Here is a 22,645-nt window from a genome sequence, read left to right on the forward strand (position 1 = left end):
ATGCCCGTCCAGGTCAACGAGGGACTCGCCACGCTGAGCGACCAGCTCATCCTGGCAACGGTCCTGGTCTATCTCGCCGCCATGATCTGCTACGCCCTGGAGCTCGCCTTCGGCCGTCCCCGTATGGCTGTCGCGGCCGGGCGGCAGCGGCAGCTCGCCACTGTGGGAGCGACTGGGGGAGCGACTGGGGGAGCTACCGGGGGAGCTACTGCGGGGGTGGCCGAAGGCGGCGACGGCCTGCCGGGAGCCGCGCGGGACGAGGGCGCCCCTGCTGAGCCCGCCGCGTGGACCGTCAAAGCCGCGGCGGCGGCGGTCGTGCTCACCTGGCTCGGATGGGCGGGAAACCTCGCCGGCATCCTCACCCGTGGCCTGTCCGCGGACCGGTGGCCGTGGGGCAACATGTACGAGTTCGTGGTGGCCATCTGCTTCGCGGCCGTCACGGCGTTCCTGGTGCTGCTTGTCCGCCAGCCGATCCGGTTCCTGGGCGCGTTCGTCACCCTCACCGCGGCTCTCGGGCTCGGCTTCGCCGTGCTGTTCCTCCACGTCCAGGCCGGGCCGGTCATGCCCGCGCTGCACTCGTACTGGATCGCCATCCACGTCACGGCGGCCATCATCGCGAGCGGCCTGTTCATCCTCGCGGGCGTGTGCGCGATCCTCTACCTCGTCCGCAAGGACGGGCGGCCCTCCGTGCTGCCCACCCGGGTCGCCCTTGAGCGCGTCGCCGACCGGGCCATCGTGATCTCCTTCCCGATCTGGACGTTCGCCGTCATCGCCGGGGCGATGTGGGCCGACCGGGCCTGGGGCCGCTACTGGGGCTGGGACCCCAAGGAGGTCTGGGCCTTCGTCACGTGGGTGGTGTACGCCGCGTACCTGCACGCCCGTGCGACGGCCGGATGGCGTGGCAAGGCCGCGATGATCGTGTCGCTGATCGCCTTCGCCTGCCTGCTGTTCAACCTCATCGGGGTCAACATCTTCATCTCCGGGCTGCACTCCTACGCGGACGTCCCGAAGTAGCGCTCAGTCCTCGTCGCGCAGCCGGCGGTCGAGGCTGCGGAGGAAGTCGGGGTCGTCGTCGGGCCCACGGGGATGGTCGATGTCCCGGGGCCTGCGGTGGGCGTCGGGCGGTGAGCCCCGGCTGCCCGCCTGATGGTGCACGACCTCGCGTGGGCGGCCGAAGAGCAGCCATAACAGGCCGCCGAGGGCGGCCAGGAACAGCACAATGACGACCCACAGCAATTTCGGCAGGGAACGCATCTCCTGCTCGGATGTCGTGATCACGTCGAACAGGCAGTAAAGCCAGAAGGCAAGCAGCGCCAGGCCGATAATCACGCTAGGCATGCTGACACGGTAAGCCATGTAGGGATGTGGTTGTGTTCGTCCCACCGTTGCGAAACCGACACTGTTCAGGGTGACGGGCGCGATCCCGCATCGTACGGTGGACCGGTACAGAGCGTGCCGACACCCGTCAGCGAATCGGGACAAGAGGGGTGCGATGACGGAGCCGGGCGACAGGGGCCGCCACCGGCGTGGGGCGCGGTGGTGGCAGCGCGGGCCGTATGTGTCGTCCCACCGCAAGGCCGCCGACCTGCCGGAACGGTCGTCCGAGCGGTTGACGGAGCGATCTCCCGAGCTGTCGGTGGAGCGGATGCACGCGGTGACGGCGCCCGTCGTGGACGACCGGCCGCAGTACACGTGGCGCGACTTCGAGCTCGACGACCAGCCGATGCGCGCCCACCCCCACTCGCCGGACGCCCCCGACCTGAGGGACGGCAGGCGGCACTGCGGGCCGCTGGAGCGCGTCCTGTACCGCCAGTGGGACGCCATGGAGGGCCCGCCCTCGGCCGACTCCGTACGGGCCGTGGACAGCCTGGCACGGCTGCCCGAGCAGCTGAAGACGAAGCTCGCCATCGGGCTCGACGGCATCTACGTCGGCCGCGGCGGCGTGCCCGACCTGGACGACATGGGCTACCTGCGGGGGGCGCCGCTGCCGTCGGGACGGGCCACGTGGGACATCTGCGCCGGCGCGTACGGCGACCGCAAGATCGTGGTGGGGGACCGGCCGTCGCCGACGCCGGACGTGATGATGCACGAAGTCGGGCATGCGCTGGACGACGTGGACGCCGATCCAGGAGAGTGGGTTTCGGACGGTCCGGAGTTCGCCGCGCTCTACGAGGAGTGCCTCCCCCTGTTCGCCTCGTCGTTCCACCGGCAGCCGGGCGGCCTCGGGCGCAAGGAGTTCTTCGCCGACGCGTTCGCGGCGATCGCCTCCCGGCAGCGCCCGGCGCTGGTCGACATGCTGGGCGGGGACACCCGGGTGGCGCTCAACGTCATGCTGTTCTTCAACAGGCGCTACGGAATCTAGGTGGTTCGGATGTACGTGATCCGGCTGGGTGACGGGACGCTGCGCGTGCCTCAATCGCTGACGAGCGATGACGGGCGCCTGATCGGCAACGCGTACCTGGAGGTCGCACCTGGAGAGCCCGGCTACGACCGCTGGCTGGCGGAGTCGATCACCGAGGAGGAGGACGCCGAGCGCCGGCGCCGGTGGCGGGAGGGCGACGAGGACCTGGAGCGGGCGTTCCTGGCCTTCAAGGCGGAGCAGGACTGACGGTCTTCAACATCTTTACCGTCTTCGAAGTCCAAAGGGAGCAGCGCCGAGCGTGGGGTGGGACTGAGCGGGACAGGCCCCTGTGCGGCGCGGAGCGGCACGGTGAGAGGCCCCGGGGGGCGAGGTGGACAACCCCATCAGGCGGGCGGGCTCCACGGCGCGGAGCGGCTCTGACGGCGACCGGGCAGGAGCCGGGCAGAGACCGGGCGGGAAGGCTGACCGGCAGGGGTGCAGGACGGGCCGGTGAGCCATGGCGGTCGCTGAACTGACTCCGGTGACCCTGCGCCGTCCGGGTAGTGCGCAGGATCACCCGGTGCTGGTACTGCGTCAGACTCGCGGGGAGTCGCCGTTCGGCCGATCGGCCGTGAGGACGTCCTCTCCGCGAAGAAGGGCGTGCACTTCCGACTCGCGGAACCGCCTGTGCCCCCCGGGGGTACGGATGCTGCTGATTCGCCCCGCCGCGGCCCATCGGGTCACGGTCTTCGGGTCGACCCTGAAGAGGGCGGCAACCTCTCCAGGGGTCAGCAGTCGCTCGCTGCTACTCTCCACAATCTCTCCCCCTCGCGTCCCGCGTCCTGCAGCGGGCGGACAGGTAACCAGTGTGCCGAGCGAAGCCTGATTTATCCGTGGTTTTCGGAGAAGATCACGGGTTGTTACCGGCTCAGTGCCCGATTGTTATATGATAGAGCCTCTTTGGGGCGCTCATGGGTGTTTCTTTACAAAAGCGCCTTGTTGTGAACACTAGCAGTGCTCACCGCAGATGCGAAGAGAGACGACGTCTCAGGAGAGTGACGTAACCTCGACGCTGTGCATCCGGTAGTCGTTTACACGCTTTCGCGCCTCGGCCTGTTCGCCGTCGCCCTCGGTGTCCTGTACCTCGTCGGCCTGCGTACCTTCCCGCTCCTGGTGGCCGCCTTCCTGGTCAGCGGACTGGCCAGCTACGTGCTGCTGTCGAAACAGCGGGACGCGGTCAGCCGGCGTGTCGCCGGGAATCGTCCAGGAGGCGAGAAGAGCTAGGTCGACGGGAACATGCCGACGCGGGCATGGTACTCATGCCCGAGCCTCGTCGTGTCGCTTCCCACCAAAAGCCCCTTCTTTACTGTCAGGAACGCCTTTACCCCGATTCCCCTTTCTCTCGTCGGGTCCCACGGCTGGGCCCTGCCGGTCACCGGGTTGATCGCTCCGATGCCGAGCCGGCTGACCGCGCCTCGCCCGGCCGAGTCGGAGCCCAGCGGGTTGTCCAGCCAGCGCTGGTGACCGCCGACGTAGACGGCCGCCCCGGTGACCGCCACCGCGTACAGCGAGTCGCCGCCGGTGAGGTTCACCCACGTGGGCCGGACCCGGTCGCCTGAGGCGTACGTCTCGAAACGGGCGGCGGAGTCGCAGAGCTTCGAGGTCCGCGGCGCCGGACCGCCCGTCGTGACGACCACGAAGTAGCGCCCGTCGGGAGAGAAGTCGAGCCCCCGGACGTAGGAGGGGAAACTCGGCTTGCACTTCGCGGCGTACGCCTCGGTGTGCCAGCGGGCCACCCGTCCCGTCTTGAGGTCGACCAGGCCTAACTGCGGCCGGCGCAGGCCGTCCAGCGTCGTGAACGAGCCGTCCACCGCGAGCCGGTCGCGGCTCACCGCCATGGCGTTGATCCGCGGGCCGTCGCCGCGGCCGCCGCCCGGCGTGACGGTGAAGCCCGGGTCGACCGCGCCGGTCTCCGCGTCCACCCGGGCCAGGGCCGTACGCGCCGAGCCGCCGATCCTGCTGAAGTCGCCGCCGACGTAGAGGTGGCGGCCTTGCCGTACCAGGCTGGACACGTCGCCGCCGTAGGCGGGAGCGGAGAACGACGGCACGGCGGAGCCGTCCGCGACGCGGAGCCGCACGAGCGCCCGTACGGGCGTGTCGAACGAACCGCCCGCGTAGACGGTGCCGTCCGGCCCGGGGGCGAGGGCGGCCACCGGCCCGTTCAGGTCGGGCGCGAAATCGCGTAGGACCTCGCCGGTGCCGAGGTCGAAGGCGAAGATGCCGGCCCGTCGCAGCTCCTCGCCGCCGCGGGCGTCGCGGACGGCGCTGAAGTCCCCTCCGACGACGACCGTGTGGCCGACGAGGGCGAACGCGTTGACGATGCCGTCCAGGACGTGGGGGGTCATGTTCACCGGATTCTCCGACACCACGCGAGGCTGCCGCGTCCCGGCGTGCGCCGCGGTCGCCCACAGCGACAGTGGCAGGAGGGCGAGCGTGGCCGCCGTAATCGGTGCGGTTCTGGCGAGCATTCCCAAAGTTCTAGCAGACGGAACGTAATCGGTGAACTACGTTCCGTGCATCCGGTGGAGGTTATGAGGCGCCGCGCACGCCGCCGCCTAGGCTTGCGTCCATGACACGCGCATCGCTGGACAAGCAGCCGCACGAGGTCGCCGCGATGTTCGATCGCACGGCCCGCCGGTACGACCTCGTCAACGACGTGATCTCGCTGGGCCAGGACCGGCTGTGGCGCAAGGCCACGGCGGACGCGATCGACGCGGGTCCGGGCGAGCTCGTCCTCGACCTGGCGGCGGGCACCGGCACCTCGACCGACGCCTTCACCGCGCTGGGCGCCCGCGCCATCGCGTGCGACTTCTCGCTCGGCATGCTGACCACGGGGGTCGAGCGCCGCGGCGGATCCGGCATGTACGGCGGGGGTGTGCGCGGCGTCTCCTTCGTCGCGGGCGACGCCCTGCGGCTTCCCTTCCGCGACGAGTCGTTCGACGCGGTCACGATCTCCTTCGGCCTGCGCAACGTGGCCGAGCCCGCGCAGGGCCTGCGCGAGCTGCTGCGGGTGACCCGGCCGGGCGGACGGCTGGTGATCTGCGAGTTCTCCCGGCCACCGGTGAAGTCCTTCGACCTCGTCTACTCGCAGTACCTGATGAAGCTGCTGCCGCCGGTGGCCCGGATGGTCAGCTCCAACCCCGACTCCTACGAGTACCTGGCGGAGTCGATCCGGGCCTGGCCGGACCAGGCCGCGCTCGCGCGGACGATCCAGGAGGCCGGCTGGGAGAAGGTCGCCTGGCGCAACCTCACCTTCGGAGTCGTCGCCCTCCATCGGGCTGTGAAACCTGAGGGAGCCGGGAGCGGCGGTGCCTGAGCGGCACCCGTCTGACACTCCGCGGCGAATAGGGGTTAGACTGCGGCGCGACAGTTTGTGAAGTGGTTCACAAAGGCACGAAGGTCCCAACCCCTCGGCACCTTCCTCCTTCGGACAGGACAGGTCCCCCGTGAGCGAGCAGGCCCGCGCACAGCGGAGAGCGGTCGACGCCGACGTCATCGTCGTCGGTGCGGGCCCCGCTGGATCGACGGCCGCCTTCTATCTCGCCAGGTCCGGTCTCGACGTGCTGCTGCTGGAGAAGACCCGATTCCCCCGGGAGAAGGTCTGCGGCGACGGGCTGACCCCGCGCGCGGTCCGGGAGCTCATCGCGATGGGCGTCGACATCGACGCCCCCGGCTGGGTCAGGAACAGGGGGCTGCGGGCCGTCGGCGGCGGGCTCCGCCTCGAGCTCGACTGGCCCGAGCTGCACAGCTTCCCCGACTTCGGCCTCGTACGCACCCGGGCCGACTTCGACGAGATCCTCGCCAGGCACGCCGAGCGCGGCGGCGTCCGCCTCAGGGAGGGCGTGAACGTCACCGGCCCGATCGTCGACGAGCGCAGCGGTCACGTCGTCGGCGTGACGGCCCGGCGCGATGGCGAGGAGGTCTCCTACCGCTCGCGCCTCGTCGTCGCGGCGGACGGCAACTCCACCCGGCTGTCGATCGCGATGGGCCTGCACAAGCGCGAGGACCGCCCGATGGGCGTCGCGGTGCGCACCTACTACACCAGCCCCCGGCACGACGACGACTACCTGGAGACGTGGCTGGAGCTGTGGGACGCCGACCGTCTGCTCCCCGGTTACGGCTGGATCTTCGGAATGGGCGACGGCACGGCCAACGTCGGCCTCGGCCTGCTGAACACCAGCGAGGCTTTCAAGCAGATCGACTACCGCGACCTGCTCCGGCGCTGGATGAAGAACATGCCGGCCGAGTGGGGCCTGACCGACGAGAACATGACGGGCCCCATCAGGGGCGCGGCCCTGCCGATGGGCTTCAACCGCCAGCCCCACTACGCGAACGGCCTGGTTCTCGTCGGCGACGCCGGCGGTTCGATCAACCCGTTCAACGGCGAGGGCATCGCGTACGCCATGGAGACGGCCCGGGTCGCGGCCGAGGTGATCGCACAGGCGCTGGCCAGGCCGACGGCCGCCCAGCGGGAGCGGGCTCTGCTCGCCTATCCGCGTATCCTCAAAGACACCTACGGCGGATACTTCACCCTCGGCCGGCTCTTCGTCGAGACGATCGGGCGGCCCGGGGTGATGAGCTTCGTCACGCGGCACGGCATGCCTCATCCCACCCTGATGAGATTCGCCCTGAAACTTCTCGCTAATCTCACAGATCGGCGAGGCGATGCCTCCGACCGCATAATCAACGCCCTGTCCAAGGTGGCTCCGCCCGCATGACCGAGATGTTCCGCACCCTCCGGGTGGCCGCTCCGCCGGCCGCTCTCCCCGGCAATCTCGTGATCGCCCATATTCACCGACTAAGCGAGGACATGTAGCCATGGAGCTGTATGTGCCGATTCTGGTGCTCGCGGTCCTCGCGGCGGGGTTCGCCGTGTTCTCCGTGGGCATCGCGCCCTTCACGGGCCCGAAGCGCTGGAACCGTGCCAAGCTGGACGCTTATGAGTGCGGCATCGAGCCCACTCCGCAGCCGATCGGCGGCGGCCGCTTCCCGCTGAAGTACATGATCACAGCGATGCTCTTCATCGTTTTCGACATCGAGATCATCTTCCTCTATCCGTGGGCGGTGGCCTTCGACAGCCTCGGCGTGTTCGGGCTGGTCGAGATGGTGCTGTTCATCGTCACCGTCCTCGTGGCGTACGCCTACGTCTGGCGCCGTCGCGGCCTCGATTGGGATTAGCCATGGGTCTTGAAGAGAAACTCCCGAGCGGATTCATCCTCACCACCGTCGAGCAGGTGGCCGGCTGGGCCCGGAAGAGCTCCGTCTGGCCGGCGACGTTCGGCCTCGCCTGCTGCGCGATCGAGCTGATGTCCACAGGCTCCCCCAAGCACGACATGGCCCGGTTCGGCATGGAGCGCGCCTCGGCGTCGCCCCGGCAGGCGGATCTGATGATCGTCGCGGGGCGGCTGTCGCAGAAGATGGCGCCCGTGCTCCGCCAGATCTACGACCAGATGGCCGAGCCCAAGTGGGTCATCGCGATGGGCGTGTGCGCGTCCAGCGGCGGGATGTTCAACAACTACGCCGTCGTGCAGGGTGTGGACCACGTGGTGCCGGTCGACGTCTACCTGCCCGGCTGCCCGCCGCGCCCGGAGATGCTCCTCGACGCGATCGTGAAGCTGCACGACAAGATCCAGAACACGAAGTTCGGCGTGCACCGCGCCAGGCAGGTCGACGAGCTTGAGCTCCAGGCCCTGCGGACGCTGCCGCTGATCGATCAGGGAGCCGGGAAGTGACCACCGACAATCTGCCTGGCGTGCCGGAGGAGCCGGTCGCGCGGCTCGGCATGTTCGGCGCCCATGACAGCGGGGACACCTCCGGCTACGGCGGCCTGGTCGTGCGGAGGGCCCCCAAGCTGTCCACCGCCCGGCCGTACGGGTCGTACTTCGACGAGGTGGCCGACGCGCTGGAGGCGTCGTTCGCCGACGCGGTCGAGCGCGTCGTCGTGGACCGCGGGGAGGTCACCTTCCACGTGGCCCGGGAGCACCTTCGCGAGGTGCTCACGCACCTGCGCGACGACCCCGCGCTGCGATTCGAGCTGTCGGCCGGCGTCTCCGGCGTGCACTACCCGGATGAGACGGGCGAGGAGCTCCACGCCGTCTACCACCTGTGCTCGATCACGCACAACCGGCGCATCCGGGTCGAGACGTCCTGTCCCGACGCCGACCCGCACATTCCGTCCACAGTCCCGGTCTACCCCACGCACGACTGGCATGAGCGCGAGACGTACGACTTCTTCGGGATCGTCTTCGACGGCCACCCGGCGCTGACCCGGATCGAGATGCCGGACGACTGGGAGGGCCACCCCCAGCGCAAGGACTACCCCCTCGGCGGGATCCCGGTCCAGTACCGCGGCGCCGAGATCCCCTCGCCGGACAAGAGGAGGTCGTACTCGTGACGAGCACCACCGAGACCGAGGGCCGCGTCTACGACGTCGCCGGCCAGGACTGGGACGAGCTGGTCCAGACGGTCAGCGACTCCGCGGAGGAGCGGCTCGTCATCAACATGGGCCCGCAGCACCCCTCGACCCACGGCGTGCTCCGGCTGGTGCTCACGCTCGACGGCGAGACGGTGACCGAGGCCCGCACGGTGATCGGCTACCTGCACACCGGCATCGAGAAGAACACCGAGTACCGGACGTGGACCCAGGGGGTCACGTTCGTCACCCGGATGGACTACCTGTCGCCGATCTTCAACGAGACGGCGTACTGCATGTCGGTGGAGAAGCTCCTCGGCATCACCGACAGGATCCCCGACCGCGCGCAGGCGATCCGGGTCATGATGATGGAGCTGACCCGGATCTCCTCGCACCTGATGGCGGTGGCCACCTACGGCATGGAGCTGGGCGCGACCACGCCGTTCCTCTTCGGGCTGCGGGAGCGGGAGATGGTGCTCGACCTGTTCGAGTACATCACCGGCCTGCGGATGAACATGGCGTACGTCCGCCCGGGCGGCGTGTCCGTGGACCTGCCCGCGGGCGCCGTCGACAAGGTCGGCGAGTTCCTCAAGTACATGCCGAAGCGGATCAAGGAGATGCGCAAGCTCCTCGACGCCAACCCGGTCTACACCCGCCGCACCAAGGACGTCGCCTACCTCGACCTGACCGGCTGCATGGCGCTCGGCGTCACCGGGCCGATCCTGCGGGCGGCGGGCCTGCCGTGGGACCTGCGCAAGTCGCAGCCGTACTCGGGCTATGAGACCTACGAGTTCGACGTGCCGACCGAGACCTCCTGCGACGTCTACGGCCGCTACCTCGTCCGCATGGCCGAGATGGAGGAGTCGCTCAAGATCATTGAGCAGGCTCTCGACCGGCTGTCCGGACCGCTCAAGGGCGGCCCGGTGATGATCGAGGACAAGAAGATCGGCTGGCCGGCGCAGCTCGCGCTCGGGCCGGACGGCCTCGGCAACTCGCCCGACCACATCGCGCACATCATGGGCAGCTCCATGGAGGCGCTGATCCACCACTTCAAGCTGGTGACCGAGGGCTTCCGGGTGCCGGCCGGTCAGGCGTACGCGCCGGTGGAGTCGCCGCGCGGCGAGCTCGGCGCGCACGTCGTCAGCGACGGCGGGACCCGCCCCTACCGGGTGCACTTCCGCGACCCCTCGTTCACGAACCTGCAGGCGCTGCCCGCGATGTGCGAGGGCGGCATGATCGCCGACGTCATCTCGGCGGTCGCCTCGATCGACCCCGTCATGGGAGGTGTGGACCGATGACTTACACGCCTGAGGTCCGCGAGCGTCTGGAAGCGGACGCCAAGGAGATCATCGGCCGCTACCCCCGGGCCCGGTCGGCGCTGCTGCCGCTGCTGCACCTGGTGCAGTCGGTGGACGGCTACGTCTCCGACGACGGGCAGGAGTTCTGCGCGCAGATGCTCGGCCTGTCCAAGGCCGAGGTCGTGGGCGTCGCCACCTTCTACACGATGTACAAGCGCAAGCCGGCGGGGGAGTTCAACGTCGGCGTCTGCATCAACGCGCTGTGCGCCGTCATGGGCGGAGACCAGATCTGGTCCGAGCTGACCGAGCACGCCGGGGTCGGCCACGACGAGACCACCTCCGACGGCAAGGTCACGCTGGAGCGGCTGGAGTGCAACGCCGCCTGCGACTTCGCCCCGGTGATGATGGTCAACTGGGAGTTCTTCGACAACCAGACGCCCGAGTCGGCCAAGCAGCTCGTCGACGACCTGCGCGCGGGCAAGGACGTCTCGCCCACCCGCGGGCCGGCGAGGCTCTGCACGTTCAAGGAGGCGTCCCGCGTGCTCGCCGGGTTCCCCGACGGCCAGGCCGGCGACGGCCCCGCGGCCGCAGGCGCGTCGCTGGAGGGCCTGCGTCTGGCCAAGGCCAACGGCTGGGAGGCGCCCCGCCCCGGCGATGGAACGGTGAGCGACCGATGACACACCTGACGCCGATTCTGACCAGGAACTGGGACCTGCCGGACGCGTTCACGCTGGCCGGGTACGGCGAGTACGAGGCGGCCAAGAAGGCCCTGGGCACGGACCCGGACGCCATCATCCAGATGGTCAAGGACTCGGGCCTGCGCGGCCGCGGCGGCGCGGGCTTCCCCACCGGCATGAAGTGGGGCTTCATCCCGCAGAACGACGGCAAGGCCCACTACCTCGTCGTGAACGCCGACGAGTCCGAGCCGGGGACCTGCAAGGACATCCCGCTCATGATGGCCAACCCGCACGCGCTGGTGGAAGGCGTGATCATCACGTCCTACGCCATCCGGGCCAACGTTGCCTTCATCTACATCCGCGGCGAGGTGCTCCACGTCATCCGCCGGGTGCAGGCCGCGGTCCGGGAGGCGTACGACAAGGGCTACCTCGGCACCGACATCCTCGGCTCGGGCTACGACCTGGAGCTGGTGGTGCACAGCGGCGCCGGAGCGTACATCTGCGGCGAGGAGACGGCGCTGCTCGACTCGCTGGAGGGCTACCGCGGGCAGCCCCGGCTGAAGCCGCCGTTCCCGGCGGTCGCCGGCCTGTACGCGTGCCCGACCGTCATCAACAACGTCGAGTCGATCGCGAGCGTGCCGAGCATCGTGGCCAACGGCGCGGAGTGGTTCGCCGGAATGGGCACGGAGAAGTCGAAGGGCTTCGGCATCTTCTCCCTGTCCGGCCACGTGACCCGGCCGGGCCAGTACGAGGCCCCGCTGGGGATCACGCTGCGCGAGCTGCTCGACATGGCGGGCGGCGTCCGGGAGGGCCACGAGCTGAAGTTCTGGACGCCGGGGGGCTCCTCGACGCCGATCTTCACGGCCGAGCACCTGGACGTGCCCCTCGACTTCGAGTCGGTGGGCGCCAAGGGCTCGATGCTCGGCACCCGCGCCCTGCAGATCTTCGACGAGACGACCTGCGTGGTCCGGACCGTGCTGCGGTGGACCGAGTTCTACGCGCACGAGTCCTGCGGCAAGTGCACGCCGTGCCGAGAGGGCACCTACTGGCTCAAGCAGGTGCTCAGGCGGCTGGAGAAGGGCCAGGGCTCCGAGGAGGACCTGGCCACGATCACCGACATCGCGGACAACATCCTCGGGCGCTCGTTCTGCGCCCTCGGTGACGGCGCCACCAGCCCGATCCACTCGTCGGTGAAGTACTTCCGCGACGAATACCTCAAGCACTTCGAGATCGGCGGCTGCCCGTTCGACCCCGCCGCATCCACCCTGTGGGGGTCCAAGTGACAGTTCAGACGACGCAGCCGGAACAGCAGGTCGTGGACATGGTCAGTCTGACCATCGACGGCTTCCAGGTCAGCGTCCCCAAGGGCACGCTGATCATCCGGGCCGCGGAGCTGCTGGGGATCCAGGTCCCCCGGTTCTGCGACCACCCGCTGCTCTCGCCCGCGGCCAACTGCCGCCAGTGCCTCGTCGACATCACCGACGCGGGCAACGGCCGCGGCTTCCCGAAGCCGCAGCCGTCCTGCGCGATCGAGGTCGCCGAGGGCATGGTGGTCAAGACGCAGCTCACCTCGCCTGTGGCCGAGAAGGCGCAGCGCGGCGTGATGGAGATGCTGCTGCTGAACCACCCGCTCGACTGCCCGGTCTGCGACAAGGGCGGCGAGTGCCCCCTGCAGAACCAGGCCATGTCGAACGGTCAGGGCGAGAGCCGCTTCGTCGAGCAGAAGCGGACGTTCGAAAAGCCCATCCCGCTGTCCACCGAGGTGCTGCTGGACCGGGAACGCTGCGTCCAGTGCGCGCGCTGCATCCGCTTCTCCGACCAGATCGCGGGCGACCCGCTCATCGACTTCTTCGACCGCGGGGCCAAGGAGCAGGTGGGCGTCGCCGACGGTGAGCCGTTCGAGTCCTACTTCTCGGGCAACACCATCCAGATCTGCCCGGTGGGGGCGCTGACCGGCGCCGCCTACCGGTTCCGCTCCCGCCCGTTCGACCTGGTCTCGTCGCCGAGCGCGTGCGAGCACTGCGCCTCGGGCTGCAGCCTGCGGACCGACCACCGGCGCGGCAAGGTGACCCGCCGGCTGGCCGGGGACGACCCGCAGGTCAACGAGGAGTGGAACTGCGACAAGGGCCGGTGGGCCTTCACCTACGCCACCCAGCCCGACCGGCTCAGGTCGCCGCTGGTCCGTGACGAGGACGGCAAGCTGGTCCCGGCCTCCTGGCCGGAGGCGCTCGCGGTGGCGGCCGAGGGCCTCGCCCGGGCGCGCGGCCGGGCCGGGGTGCTGGTCGGCGGCCGGCTCACCGTCGAGGACGCCTACGCCTACAGCAAGTTCGCCAGGATCGCCCTGGGCACCAACGACATCGACTTCCGGGCCCGCCCGCACTCCGAGGAGGAGGCGCGGTTCCTCGCGCACGCGATCGCCGGCACCGGCATCGAGGTCTCCTACGCCGACCTGGAGAAGGCCCCGGCCGTGCTCCTCGCGGGCTTCGAGCCCGAGGAGGAGTCGCCCATCGTCTTCCTGCGCCTGCGCAAGGCCGCCAAGAAGCGGGGGCTGAAGGTCTACACGCTGGCGCCGTTCGCGACGCCGGGCCTGGCCAAGATGGACGGCACGCTCATCAGGACCGTCCCCGGCGCCGAGGCCGAGGCGCTCGGCGACCTGGTCACCAGCGGCCTGCTGCCGGCGGGGACGATCGTCCTGGCCGGTGAGCGGCTCGCCACCGCGCACGGCGCCCTGTCGGCGCTCCTGCGCTTCTCCCAGGCCACCGGCGCCAGGCTCGCCTGGGTGCCGAGGCGGGCCGGCGAGCGCGGCGCGCTCGAGGCGGGGGCCCTGCCGGGCCTGCTGCCGATCGGCCGCCCGCTGGCCGACGAGACCGCCCGCGCCGAGGTGGCCAGGGCGTGGGGCGTGGCCTCGCTGCCCGCCGCCCCGGGCCGGGACACCGCCGGCATCGTCGAGGCGGCGCTGAGCGACGAGATCGACGCGCTGGTCGTCGCGGGCGTGGACCCCTACGACCTGCCCGACCCCGCCAGGGCGCTCGCCGCGCTGGAGAACACCCCGTTCATCGTCAGCCTGGAGATCCGGGCCAGCGCCGTCACCGACCGGGCCGACGTGGTCCTGCCGGTGACCGCCGTGGCCGAGAAGTCCGGCACGTTCGTCGACTGGGAGGGCCGGGGCCGTTCGTTCGAGACGGCCACTCCGGTCCCGGGCCTGATGAGCGACCTGCGGGCCATCGCCTCCATCGCCGACCAGATGGACGTCCATCTGGGCCTGCCCGACCAGGCGGCAGCCCGCCGCGAACTGGCCGCGCTCGGCGCCTGGAAGGGCGCCCGCACGGCCGCCCCCGGCGTCACCGGCCCGGCCGACGGCCGGCCGGTCAGGCGGCCGGAGGCCGGCGAGGCCGTGCTGGCCACCTGGCACCTGCTGCTCGACGACGGCCGGCTCCAGGACGGCGAGCCGTACCTTGCCGGGACCGCCCGCTCCTCCGCCGCTCTGGTGTCCGCGGCCACGGCCGCCGAGATCGGCGCGGTCGACGGCGGGAAGATCGTGATCGGCGACGGTGCGGTCCTGCCGGTGCTGGTCGCCGACCTGCCGGACCGGGTCGTGTGGGTGCCGTCGAACTCCGCCGGGCTGTCCGTCACCCGCGACCTGCGCGCCGTGGCGGGCGACGTCGTAAAGATCGGGAGCGTCTCGTGAACAACCCCGGACCCACGCTGACCGACTTCGGCCACGATCCTCTGTGGATCACGATCATCAAGGCCGTCGCGATCTTCGTGTTCCTGATGCTCGGGGTGCTGATGGGCGTGTGGACCGAGCGCAAGCTCATCTCGCGCATGCAGCACCGTTACGGGCCGAACCGGGCCGGCAAGTTCGGCCTGCTGCAAACGGTGGCCGACGGCCTGAAGATGGGCCTCAAGGAAGACCTCATGCCCCGCACGGTGGACAAGGTCATCTACTTCCTCGCGCCGGTGATCATCGCCGTGCCGGCCTTCCTGGCGTTCTCGGTCGTCCCGTTCGGGCCGATGGTGTGGATGTTCGGGCACCGGACGCCGCTGCAGCTCACCGACCTGCCGGTCGCGGTGCTGCTGGTCCTGGCGACGGCCTCGATCGGCGTCTACGGCGTCGTCCTGGCCGGGTGGGGCTCCCGCTCGCCGTACGCGATCCTCGGCGGCCTGCGCTCCAGCGCCCAGGTCGTGTCGTACGAGATCGCGATGGGCCTGTCCTTCGTCGCGGTCTTCCTCCAGGCGGGCACGCTGTCCACCTCGGAGATCGTGGCCAAGCAGGCCGGCGGCGGCACCTGGGACGTGTTCGGGCTGCACATCCCGACGCCCTCCTGGTACGTCTTCTCGCTGATCCCGTCCTTCCTGATCTACGCGATCACGATGCTGGGCGAGACGAACCGCGTGCCGTTCGACCTCCCCGAGGGTGAGGGCGAGCTGGTCGGCGGGTTCCACACGGAGTACTCCTCGTCGCTGAAGTTCGCGATGTTCATGCTGGCCGAGTACGTGAACGTGTTCACGGTCTCCGCGATGGCGATCACGCTGTTCTTCGGCGGCTGGCGGGCGCCATGGCCGCTGTCGCTGTGGGACGGGGCCAACTCCGGCTGGTGGCCGTTGCTGTGGTTCTTCACCAAGCTGGTCATCGCCTTCGGGTTCTTCGTCTGGGTGCGCGCCTCGCTGCCGCGCGTCCGGTACGACCAGCTCATGGCCTTCGGGTGGAAGGTGCTGATCCCGCTCAACCTCGTCTGGATTCTGGTGGCCGCCACGTTCAAGGCGTTGCGGATGCCTGAGGCGAACCGGGGGGCCATCATGGCTCTCGGCGCGGTCATCATCATCGCGGCGTTCGCGATCTGGCTGCGCTTCGACACGGTCAACCAGCGCCGCAGGGAGGCGAGGGCCGCCCAGGTCGAGGAGGAGTTCGAGCAGCTTCGCGAGGAGCCGAAGGCGGGCGGGTTCCCCGTGCCGCCGCTCGACCTCCCGCACTACCACGGAGCCGTGCCCGCCGCGCGCCTCCGCCCTGATGCCAAGGAGGTGACCAGTGGGAGCAACTGATTGGCTGAACCCGATCAAGGGATTCGGCGTCACCTTCCACCACATGTTCAAAAAGCCGGTGACGGTCAACTATCCCGAGGAGAAGCGGCCGACCGCGCCGCGTTTCCACGGGCGGCACCAGCTGAACCGGTGGCCCGACGGCTTGGAGAAGTGCGTCGGATGCGAGCTCTGCGCGTGGGCGTGCCCCGCCGACGCGATCTACGTCGAGGGCGGTGACAACACCGACGCCGAGCGCTACTCGCCCGGCGAGCGGTACGGGCGGGTCTACCAGATCAACTATCTGCGGTGCATCATGTGCGGCCTGTGCATCGAGGCGTGCCCCACCCGCGCGCTCACGATGACCAACGAGTACGAGCTGGCCGACACCAGCCGTGAGTCGCTGATCTACACCAAGGAGATGCTCCTCGCGCCGCTCACGCAGGGCATGGAGCAGCCGCCCCACCCCATGCGTCTCGGCGACTCCGAGGACGACTACTACGGGTTGGGTCGAAGCAATGGGTGAGTCCATCACGTTCTGGGTGCTGGCGGTCGTCTCGGTGATCGCCGCGCTGGGACTCGTCGCCAGCCGGAGGGCCGTCTACTCGGCCCTCATGCTGGGCGTGGTCATGCTCTCGCTGGCGGTGCTCTACGCGGTCCAGGACGCGCCGTTCCTGGCGGCCGTGCAGATCATCGTCTACACCGGCGCCGTCATGATGCTGTTCCTGTTCGTCCTCATGCTGGTCGGCGTGGACAGCTCCGACTCGCTGGTGGAGACGATCAGGGGGCAGCGCTTCTGGGCGGTCGTGGCCGGCCTCGGCTTCGCCGCCCTGCTCGGCCTGGCCATCGGCAACGCGGCGATCGCCCCGGCCAAGGGGCTCGCCGACGTCGACAAGGTGGGCAACGTGCCCTCGCTGGCCGAGCTGATCTTCACGCGGCATGTGTTCGCCTTCGAGGTGACCTCCGCCCTGCTGATCACCGCCGCCCTCGGCGCCATGGTGCTCGCGCATCGGGAGCGTACGGAGGCGAAGCCGACCCAGCGGGACCTGTCGCGTCAGCGCTTCGCCGTCTTCGGCAAGACCGGCAAGAACCCGGCGCCGCTGCCCGGCCCCGGCACCTACGCCCGGCACAACGCCATCGACATGCCGGCGCTGCTCCCCGACGGCTCGGTCTCGCCGCTGTCGGTCAACCGGGTCATCGCCAGGTACGAGGCCTCGGAGGGCACCCTGTCTCCCGAGGTCGCCCGGATCCTGGAGCAGGACGACCAGGCGCACCGGGACGGCGGCGACAGCAGGATCACGCTCACCAAGGAGGCCCGGGGCAAGCCGGCCGCCGAGGAGGCGGACGAGCGGGCCGGCGACGCCGGTGAGGACAAGCCGCGCGCCGAGGCCGAGGAGGCCCTGACCGGGCGCCCGGTCACCGGAGGCGCGGGCCCGCGCAGCGAGGAGGACGGCAAGTGACCACGCATTACCTGGTGCTCTCCGCGCTGCTGTTCGCCATCGGCGGTGTCGGCGTGCTCGTACGGCGCAACGCCATCGTGGTGTTCATGTGCGTCGAGCTCATGCTCAACGCCTGCAACCTGGCGTTCGTCACCTTCGCCCGGCAGAACGGCAACCTCGACGGCCAGGTCATCGCGTTCTTCGTGATGATCGTCGCCGCCGCCGAGGTCGTCATCGGCCTGGCCATCATCGTGACGATCTTCCGAACCCGCAGGTCCGCGTCGGTCGACGACGCCAGCCTGCTGAAGTACTAAGAGGTGGCCGTGGAACCCGCCGTGTTCATAGGCGATCTCGTGCAGAGGTCTGAGATCGCGAGCGTGCCGCGCAATCTCATGCCGGCTTCTGAGATCGCGAGCTTGCCGCGCAATCTCATGCCGACTTCTGAGATCGCGCCGATCGTCCAGCACTCAGGCGGCGCGATCGGCGTCTCCTGGCTGATGATCGCGCTGCCTCTGCTCGGGGCGGCGATCCTGCTGCTGGGCGGCCGGAGGACCGACAAGTTCGGCCACCTGCTGGGCGTCCTCATGGCGGTCGCGTCCTTCGTGGTGGCCGCGCTGGTCTTCGTCCAGCTGCTGGGCTTCCAGCCGGGCGAGCGCCGCCGGGGGATCCCGCTGTACGACTTCATCCCCGGAATCGCCAAGGTCGGCCTGCTGGTCGACCCGCTGTCGATCGCGTTCTGCCTGCTGATCACGTTCGTCGGATCGCTGATCCACATCTACTCGATCGGCTACATGTCCCACGACCCGAACAGGCGGCGATTCTTCGCGTACCTGAACCTGTTCGTGGCCGCGATGCTCCTGCTGGTGCTGGCGGACAACTACCTGGCCCTGTTCGTCGGCTGGGAGGGCGTCGGCCTGGCGTCGTACCTGCTGATCGGGTTCTGGCAGCACAAGCCCTCGGCGGCCACGGCGGCGAAGAAGGCGTTCATCGTCAACCGGGTCGGCGACCTCGGCCTGCTGGTCGGCATCTTCACGATCTTCGCGACGTTCCACACGCTGACGTTCGGCGGGGTCTTCTCCGGCGTGCCACAGGCCTCGCAGGGCGCGCTCACCGCGGTCGGCCTGCTGCTGCTCGTCGGCGCCTGCGGCAAGTCGGCCCAGCTCCCGCTGCAGTCCTGGCTCCTGGACGCGATGGAGGGCCCGACCCCGGTCTCGGCCCTCATCCACGCGGCCACGATGGTCACCGCGGGCGTCTACCTGATCGTCCGCTCCGGCCCGATCTTCCAGGGCGCCGAGACCGCCCAGCTGGTCGTGACCATCGTCGGCGTGGCCACGCTGCTCGCCGGTGCGATCATCGGTACCGCCAAGGACGACATCAAGAAGGCCCTCGCCGGCTCGACGATGTCGCAGATCGGCTACATGGTGCTCGCCGCGGGCATCGGGCCCGCCGGGTACGCCTTCGCGATCGCCCACCTGATCACCCACGGCTTCTTCAAGGCGGACCTGTTCCTCGGCGCCGGCTCGGTCATGCACGCCATGAACGACGAGGTCGACATGCGCAAGTACGGCGCCCTGCGCAAGGTCATGCCGGTCACCTTCGTGACGTTCCTCATCGGCTACCTGGCGATCATCGGGTTCCCGCTGCTGTCCGGATACTTCACCAAGGACGGCATCATCGAGACCGCGATGGAGCACAACGCGATCCTGGGCTGGCTGGCGGTGCTCGGCGCGGGCATCACCGGCTTCTACATGTCCCGTCTGGTGTTCATGACGTTCTTCGGCCGCAAGCGCTGGGAGGCCACGGCCCACCCGCACGAGTCGCCTGCCGTCATGACCTGGCCGCTGATCATCTTGTCGGTCGGCGCGATCGGTCTCGGCGCCTTCCTCATCGTGGGCAACCGGTTCATGACCTTCCTGGCCCCCGCGGTCGGGGCGCCGGAGGAGCTGCCCACGTTCAACCCGTTCGCGCCCACCGGCCTGGCCACCCTGGCCCTGGTGGCGATCGGCGCGGTCTTCGCCTGGTTCCGCTACGGCGCGGCCGAGGTGCCCGCGACCGCCCCGCGCGGCTCGTTCCTCACCACGTTCGCCCGCCGTGACCTGTACGGCGACGCGCTGAACGAGGCGCTGTTCATGCGTCCCGGCCAGTGGCTGACCCGGCTGGCGGTGTTCTTCGACAACCGCGGGATCGACGGCCTCGTCAACGGCCTGGCCGCCGGCATCGGCGGATCGTCGGGCCGCCTGCGCCGCGTCCAGACCGGATTCGTCCGCTCGTACGCGCTGTCGATATTCGTCGGTGCCGCCCTCCTGGCCGGTGCCTGGCTCGTCGTAGGGAACCTGTGATGCCCTGGCTTTCCACCCTGATGGGCGTGTCCGTGCTCGGCGCGCTTGGAGTGACGCTCGTCCGCAACGACAAGCTCGCCAAGCAGTTCACGCTCGTGGTGTCGCTGATCGTGCTGGCGCTGACCGTCACCATGGCGGTCCAGTTCAGCCCGAACGGCGACAAGTTCCAGTTCGCCGAGACCTACGACTGGATCCCGTCGTTCGGCGTGCACTACGCGGTCGCCGTCGACGGCATCGCGCTGGTGCTGATCCTGCTGTCGGCGATCCTGGTGCCGATCGTCGTTCTGGCCTCCTGGCACGACGCGGAGGCCGGCAAGCGCTCGGTCCGCACGTACTTCTCGCTGATCCTCGTGCTTGAGGCCATGATGATCGGCGTCTTCGCGGCGACCGACGTCTTCCTCTTCTACGTCTTCTTCGAAGCCATGCTGATCCCGATGTACTTCATGATCGGGTCGTACGGCGGGGCGCAGCGGTCGTACGCGGCGGTGAAGTTCCTGCTGTACTCGCTGTTCGGCGGGCTCCTCATGCTGGTGGCGGTGATCGCCCTCTACGCGATCGCCGGCAAGGGCACGTTCATGTTCTCCGACCTGGTCGGGACCATCCAGGACGTGACGACGCAGAAGTGGCTGTTCCTCGGGTTCTTCATCGCGTTCGCCATCAAGGCGCCGCTGTGGCCGTTCCACACCTGGCTGCCCGACGCCGCCGCGCAGGCGCCGGCGGGCGCCGCCGTGCTGCTCGTCGGCGTGCTCGACAAGGTCGGCACGTACGGCATGCTGCGCTTCTGCTTGGAGCTGTTCCCCGACGCCGCGAAGTTCTTCACGCCGCTGGTGATCACGCTGTCGGTGATCGGCATCGTGTACGGCGCGATCGTGGCCATCGGCCAGACCGACATGAAGCGGCTCATCGCGTACACGTCGGTGTCGCACTTCGGCTTCATCGCGATGGGTGTCTTCGCGATGACGACCAGCGCCGGCGCCGGGGCCACGCTGTACATGGTCAACCACGGCTTCTCGACCGGCGCGCTGTTCCTCATCGCCGGCTTCCTGATCTACCGCCGCGGCTCCAACTTCATCGCCGACTACGGCGGCGTGCAGAAGGTCGCCCCGGTCCTCGCCGGGACGTTCCTCGTGGCGGGCCTGTCCAGCCTGTCGCTGCCCGGCCTGAGCACGTTCGTCAGCGAGTTCATGGTGCTGACCGGCACCTATCAGCGGTACGTCCTGCCCGCCGTCATCGCGGCGACCGGCGTCGTCCTCGCCGCCATCTACATCCTGTGGATGTACCAGCGGACGATGAACGGCCCCACCGCGGAGTCGGTCAAGGGCCTGACCGACCTGAACGCGCGGGAGAAGTGGGTGGTGGCGCCGCTGATCGCGCTGCTGCTGGTCTTCGGCTTCTATCCCAAGCCGCTGCTCGACGTCATCCATCCGGCGGTCAAGGACACGCTGACCAGCGTCTCCGTCACCGACCCGGCGCCTGCCGTACCCGTCGCCAAGGAGGGCCAGTGAACGGCACCATCCCAGCGCCCACCATCGAGTACGCCCTGCTGGCGCCGATGCTCGTCGTCTTCGGCGCGGCCATCGTGGGCGTGCTCGTCGAGGCCTTCGCCCCCCGCTACCTGCGCTCGGCGATCCACCTTCCGATCACGCTGCTGTCGCTCGCCGGGGCCTTCGCCCTGACCGTCTGGCAGGCCGTCAAGGGCATCCCGACCAAGCCCGCCGCCATGGGCGCGGTGGCCGTGGACGGCCCGGCGCTGTTCATCTGGGGCACGATCCTCGTGCTCGCGTTCGTCAGCGTGCTGCTCATCAAGGACGACGAGCACTTCGTCGCGTCGGCCGCCGCCGTACCGGGGTCGGCCGAGGAGGAGCAGGCGCTGCACGAGGGCGCGACGCACACCGAGATCTACCCGCTCGTGCTGTTCGCCGTCGGCGGCATGCTGCTGTTCCCGGCCTCCAACGACCTGCTGGTCGCCTTCGTGGCCCTTGAGGTCATGTCGCTGCCGCTCTACCTGCTGTGCGGCCTTGCGCGCCGCCGCCGCCTGCTGTCGCAGGAGGCCGCGGTCAAGTACTTCCTGCTCGGCGCCTTCTCCTCCGCGTTCTTCCTGTACGGCACGGCCCTGCTGTACGGCTACGCCGGGTCGATCGACCTGGCGAAGATCAGCACGTCGCTCGGAGCGGTCGGCGGTCAGGACACCCTGCTCTACCTCGGCGCCGCGATGCTGGGCGTGGGCCTGCTGTTCAAGATCGGCGGCGCGCCCTTCCAGGCGTGGAAGCCCGACGTCTACCAGGGCTCGCCCACGCCGATCACGGCCTTGATGGCGTCCGGCACGCTGGTCGCGGCCTTCGGCGCGCTGCTGCGCGTGTTCTGGGTGGGCCTCGGCGGGCTCGACTGGGACTGGCGGCCGGTCTTCTACGCTGTGGCGATTCTCACAATGGTGGTGGGCGCGGTCCTCGCGATCACGCAGACCGACATCAAGCGGATGCTGGCGTACTCGTCCATCGCGCACGGCGGATTCCTGCTCATCGGCGTGATCGCCACCGGCACCGCCGCGCAGAACGCCTCCGCCCTGTCGGGAATCCTGTTCTACCTGGTCGCGTACGGCATCACCACGGTCGGCGCGTTCGCGGTCGTCACGATGGTCCGCGACCCGGGAGGCGAGGCCTGGCACCTGTCCAGGTGGGCGGGGCTCGGCAAGCGCTCCCCCCTGCTGGCGGGGACCTTCGCCTTCTTCCTGCTTGCGTTCGCCGGAATCCCGCTGACCAGCGGATTCTTCGGGAAGTACGCCGTGTTCCAGGCCGCCGTCACCGGTGGCGCCCTGCCGCTGGTCATCGTCGGCGTGGTCGCGTCGGCCATCGCGGCGTTCTTCTACGTCCGCGTGATCGTGCTGATGTTCTTCAGCGATCCGGCCGCCGACGGGCCGAGCGTGGTCCTGCCTTCGCGGGGTACCGCGGCCGTTGTCGGTTTTGCGGCATTGGCTACGGTAGTCCTCGGGGTCTACCCGCAGCCCGTGCTCGACCTGGCGCACTCGGCTGCCCACTCGCTGTTCGTCCGTTAAGGAGCCAT

Annotated in this window: 23 protein-coding genes; 20 read left to right on the forward strand and 3 right to left on the reverse strand. The window is 69.5% G+C overall.

Going from position 1 to position 22,645, the window contains the following annotated elements:
- Positions 1-1,014 (forward strand): cytochrome c biogenesis protein CcsA, encoded by a 1,014-nt coding sequence (gene ccsA, locus AB0B72_RS04095; protein ID WP_367736801.1) that lies wholly within the window; start codon positions 1-3, stop codon positions 1,012-1,014.
- Positions 1,015-1,017: 3 nt separating this feature from the next.
- Here ccsA and AB0B72_RS04100 read toward each other — a convergent pair whose 3' ends face one another.
- On the reverse strand, positions 1,018-1,338 hold the full coding sequence (locus AB0B72_RS04100) for a PLDc N-terminal domain-containing protein (RefSeq protein ID WP_367736802.1): 321 nt from the start codon (positions 1,336-1,338) through the stop codon (positions 1,018-1,020).
- Between the two features lie 154 nt (positions 1,339-1,492).
- On the opposite strand from AB0B72_RS04100, the gene AB0B72_RS04105 reads away from it, so the two are divergent.
- The gene (locus AB0B72_RS04105) at positions 1,493-2,362 is read left to right on the forward strand and encodes a hypothetical protein (protein ID WP_367736803.1); all 870 of its coding nucleotides are present in this window, start codon (positions 1,493-1,495) and stop codon (positions 2,360-2,362) included.
- Between the two features lie 9 nt (positions 2,363-2,371).
- Complete coding sequence (locus AB0B72_RS04110) at positions 2,372-2,608, forward strand: hypothetical protein (RefSeq protein ID WP_367736804.1); 237 nt, start codon at positions 2,372-2,374, stop codon at positions 2,606-2,608.
- Positions 2,609-2,935: 327 nt separating this feature from the next.
- Here the strand turns inward: AB0B72_RS04110 and AB0B72_RS04115 are convergent, their stop codons facing one another.
- Positions 2,936-3,157 carry a BldC family transcriptional regulator gene (locus AB0B72_RS04115; protein WP_036325312.1) on the reverse strand — a complete coding sequence of 74 codons (222 nt, stop codon included), beginning with the start codon at positions 3,155-3,157 and terminating at the stop codon, positions 2,936-2,938.
- A 258-nt stretch (positions 3,158-3,415) separates the two neighbouring features.
- Between AB0B72_RS04115 and AB0B72_RS04120 the strand changes: the two genes are divergently transcribed.
- Positions 3,416-3,625, forward strand: a complete 210-nt coding sequence (locus AB0B72_RS04120) for a DUF4229 domain-containing protein (protein WP_367736805.1) — start codon at positions 3,416-3,418, stop codon at positions 3,623-3,625.
- On the opposite strand, the gene AB0B72_RS04125 is transcribed toward AB0B72_RS04120, so the two are convergent.
- Positions 3,622-4,869 (reverse strand): hypothetical protein, encoded by a 1,248-nt coding sequence (locus AB0B72_RS04125; protein ID WP_367736806.1) that lies wholly within the window; start codon positions 4,867-4,869, stop codon positions 3,622-3,624. The two genes, AB0B72_RS04120 and AB0B72_RS04125, sit on opposite strands and share 4 nt — an antisense overlap.
- 101 nt (positions 4,870-4,970) lie before the next feature.
- Here AB0B72_RS04125 and AB0B72_RS04130 point away from each other — a divergent pair, with 101 nt between their 5' ends.
- The 16 genes from AB0B72_RS04130 (at position 4,971) to nuoN (ending at position 22,637) form a co-directional block, all read left to right on the forward strand.
- On the forward strand, positions 4,971-5,717 hold the full coding sequence (locus AB0B72_RS04130) for a demethylmenaquinone methyltransferase (RefSeq protein WP_367736807.1): 747 nt from the start codon (positions 4,971-4,973) through the stop codon (positions 5,715-5,717).
- Positions 5,718-5,847: 130 nt separating this feature from the next.
- Positions 5,848-7,119, forward strand: coding sequence for a geranylgeranyl reductase family protein (locus tag AB0B72_RS04135; protein ID WP_367736808.1), 1,272 nt, complete (start codon positions 5,848-5,850; stop codon positions 7,117-7,119).
- Between the two features lie 100 nt (positions 7,120-7,219).
- Complete coding sequence (locus tag AB0B72_RS04140; RefSeq protein WP_367736809.1) at positions 7,220-7,579, forward strand: NADH-quinone oxidoreductase subunit A; 360 nt, start codon at positions 7,220-7,222, stop codon at positions 7,577-7,579.
- A 2-nt stretch (positions 7,580-7,581) separates the two neighbouring features.
- Positions 7,582-8,133: an NADH-quinone oxidoreductase subunit B family protein gene (locus tag AB0B72_RS04145; protein WP_367736810.1), complete on the forward strand. Its 552-nt coding sequence runs from the start codon at positions 7,582-7,584 to the stop codon at positions 8,131-8,133.
- Between the two features lie 50 nt (positions 8,134-8,183).
- Complete coding sequence (locus tag AB0B72_RS04150) at positions 8,184-8,795, forward strand: NADH-quinone oxidoreductase subunit C (protein WP_367736848.1); 612 nt, start codon at positions 8,184-8,186, stop codon at positions 8,793-8,795.
- The gene (locus AB0B72_RS04155; protein ID WP_367736811.1) at positions 8,792-10,111 is read left to right on the forward strand and encodes an NADH-quinone oxidoreductase subunit D; all 1,320 of its coding nucleotides are present in this window, start codon (positions 8,792-8,794) and stop codon (positions 10,109-10,111) included. The genes AB0B72_RS04150 and AB0B72_RS04155 overlap by 4 nt, the downstream gene beginning before the upstream one ends.
- Entirely contained in the window at positions 10,108-10,788 is a 681-nt protein-coding gene (gene nuoE / locus AB0B72_RS04160; protein ID WP_367736812.1) for an NADH-quinone oxidoreductase subunit NuoE, read from the forward strand. Before AB0B72_RS04155 ends, nuoE begins: the two co-directional genes overlap by 4 nt.
- Positions 10,785-12,071 (forward strand): NADH-quinone oxidoreductase subunit NuoF, encoded by a 1,287-nt coding sequence (nuoF, locus tag AB0B72_RS04165; protein WP_367736813.1) that lies wholly within the window; start codon positions 10,785-10,787, stop codon positions 12,069-12,071. The genes nuoE and nuoF overlap by 4 nt, the downstream gene beginning before the upstream one ends.
- On the forward strand, positions 12,068-14,476 hold the full coding sequence (locus AB0B72_RS04170; protein WP_367736814.1) for an NADH-quinone oxidoreductase subunit G: 2,409 nt from the start codon (positions 12,068-12,070) through the stop codon (positions 14,474-14,476). The genes nuoF and AB0B72_RS04170 overlap by 4 nt, the downstream gene beginning before the upstream one ends.
- Positions 14,473-15,831 carry an NADH-quinone oxidoreductase subunit NuoH gene (gene nuoH, locus AB0B72_RS04175; RefSeq protein WP_367736815.1) on the forward strand — a complete coding sequence of 453 codons (1,359 nt, stop codon included), beginning with the start codon at positions 14,473-14,475 and terminating at the stop codon, positions 15,829-15,831. Before AB0B72_RS04170 ends, nuoH begins: the two co-directional genes overlap by 4 nt.
- On the forward strand, positions 15,818-16,333 hold the full coding sequence (nuoI, locus tag AB0B72_RS04180) for an NADH-quinone oxidoreductase subunit NuoI (RefSeq protein ID WP_367736816.1): 516 nt from the start codon (positions 15,818-15,820) through the stop codon (positions 16,331-16,333). The genes nuoH and nuoI overlap by 14 nt, the downstream gene beginning before the upstream one ends.
- Positions 16,326-17,267 carry an NADH-quinone oxidoreductase subunit J gene (locus AB0B72_RS04185; protein ID WP_367736817.1) on the forward strand — a complete coding sequence of 314 codons (942 nt, stop codon included), beginning with the start codon at positions 16,326-16,328 and terminating at the stop codon, positions 17,265-17,267. Before nuoI ends, AB0B72_RS04185 begins: the two co-directional genes overlap by 8 nt.
- Positions 17,264-17,560 carry an NADH-quinone oxidoreductase subunit NuoK gene (gene nuoK, locus AB0B72_RS04190; protein WP_036325326.1) on the forward strand — a complete coding sequence of 99 codons (297 nt, stop codon included), beginning with the start codon at positions 17,264-17,266 and terminating at the stop codon, positions 17,558-17,560. The genes AB0B72_RS04185 and nuoK overlap by 4 nt, the downstream gene beginning before the upstream one ends.
- 117 nt (positions 17,561-17,677) lie before the next feature.
- The gene (nuoL, locus tag AB0B72_RS04195) at positions 17,678-19,585 is read left to right on the forward strand and encodes an NADH-quinone oxidoreductase subunit L (protein ID WP_367736818.1); all 1,908 of its coding nucleotides are present in this window, start codon (positions 17,678-17,680) and stop codon (positions 19,583-19,585) included.
- Positions 19,585-21,090 (forward strand): NADH-quinone oxidoreductase subunit M, encoded by a 1,506-nt coding sequence (locus tag AB0B72_RS04200; protein ID WP_367736819.1) that lies wholly within the window; start codon positions 19,585-19,587, stop codon positions 21,088-21,090. Before nuoL ends, AB0B72_RS04200 begins: the two co-directional genes overlap by 1 nt.
- Positions 21,087-22,637 carry an NADH-quinone oxidoreductase subunit NuoN gene (gene nuoN / locus AB0B72_RS04205; protein WP_367736820.1) on the forward strand — a complete coding sequence of 517 codons (1,551 nt, stop codon included), beginning with the start codon at positions 21,087-21,089 and terminating at the stop codon, positions 22,635-22,637. The genes AB0B72_RS04200 and nuoN overlap by 4 nt, the downstream gene beginning before the upstream one ends.
- Positions 22,638-22,645: the final 8 nt, after the last annotated feature.

The sequence above is a fragment of the Microbispora sp. NPDC049125 genome (assembly GCF_040802045.1).
Taxonomy (GTDB): domain Bacteria; phylum Actinomycetota; class Actinomycetes; order Streptosporangiales; family Streptosporangiaceae; genus Microbispora.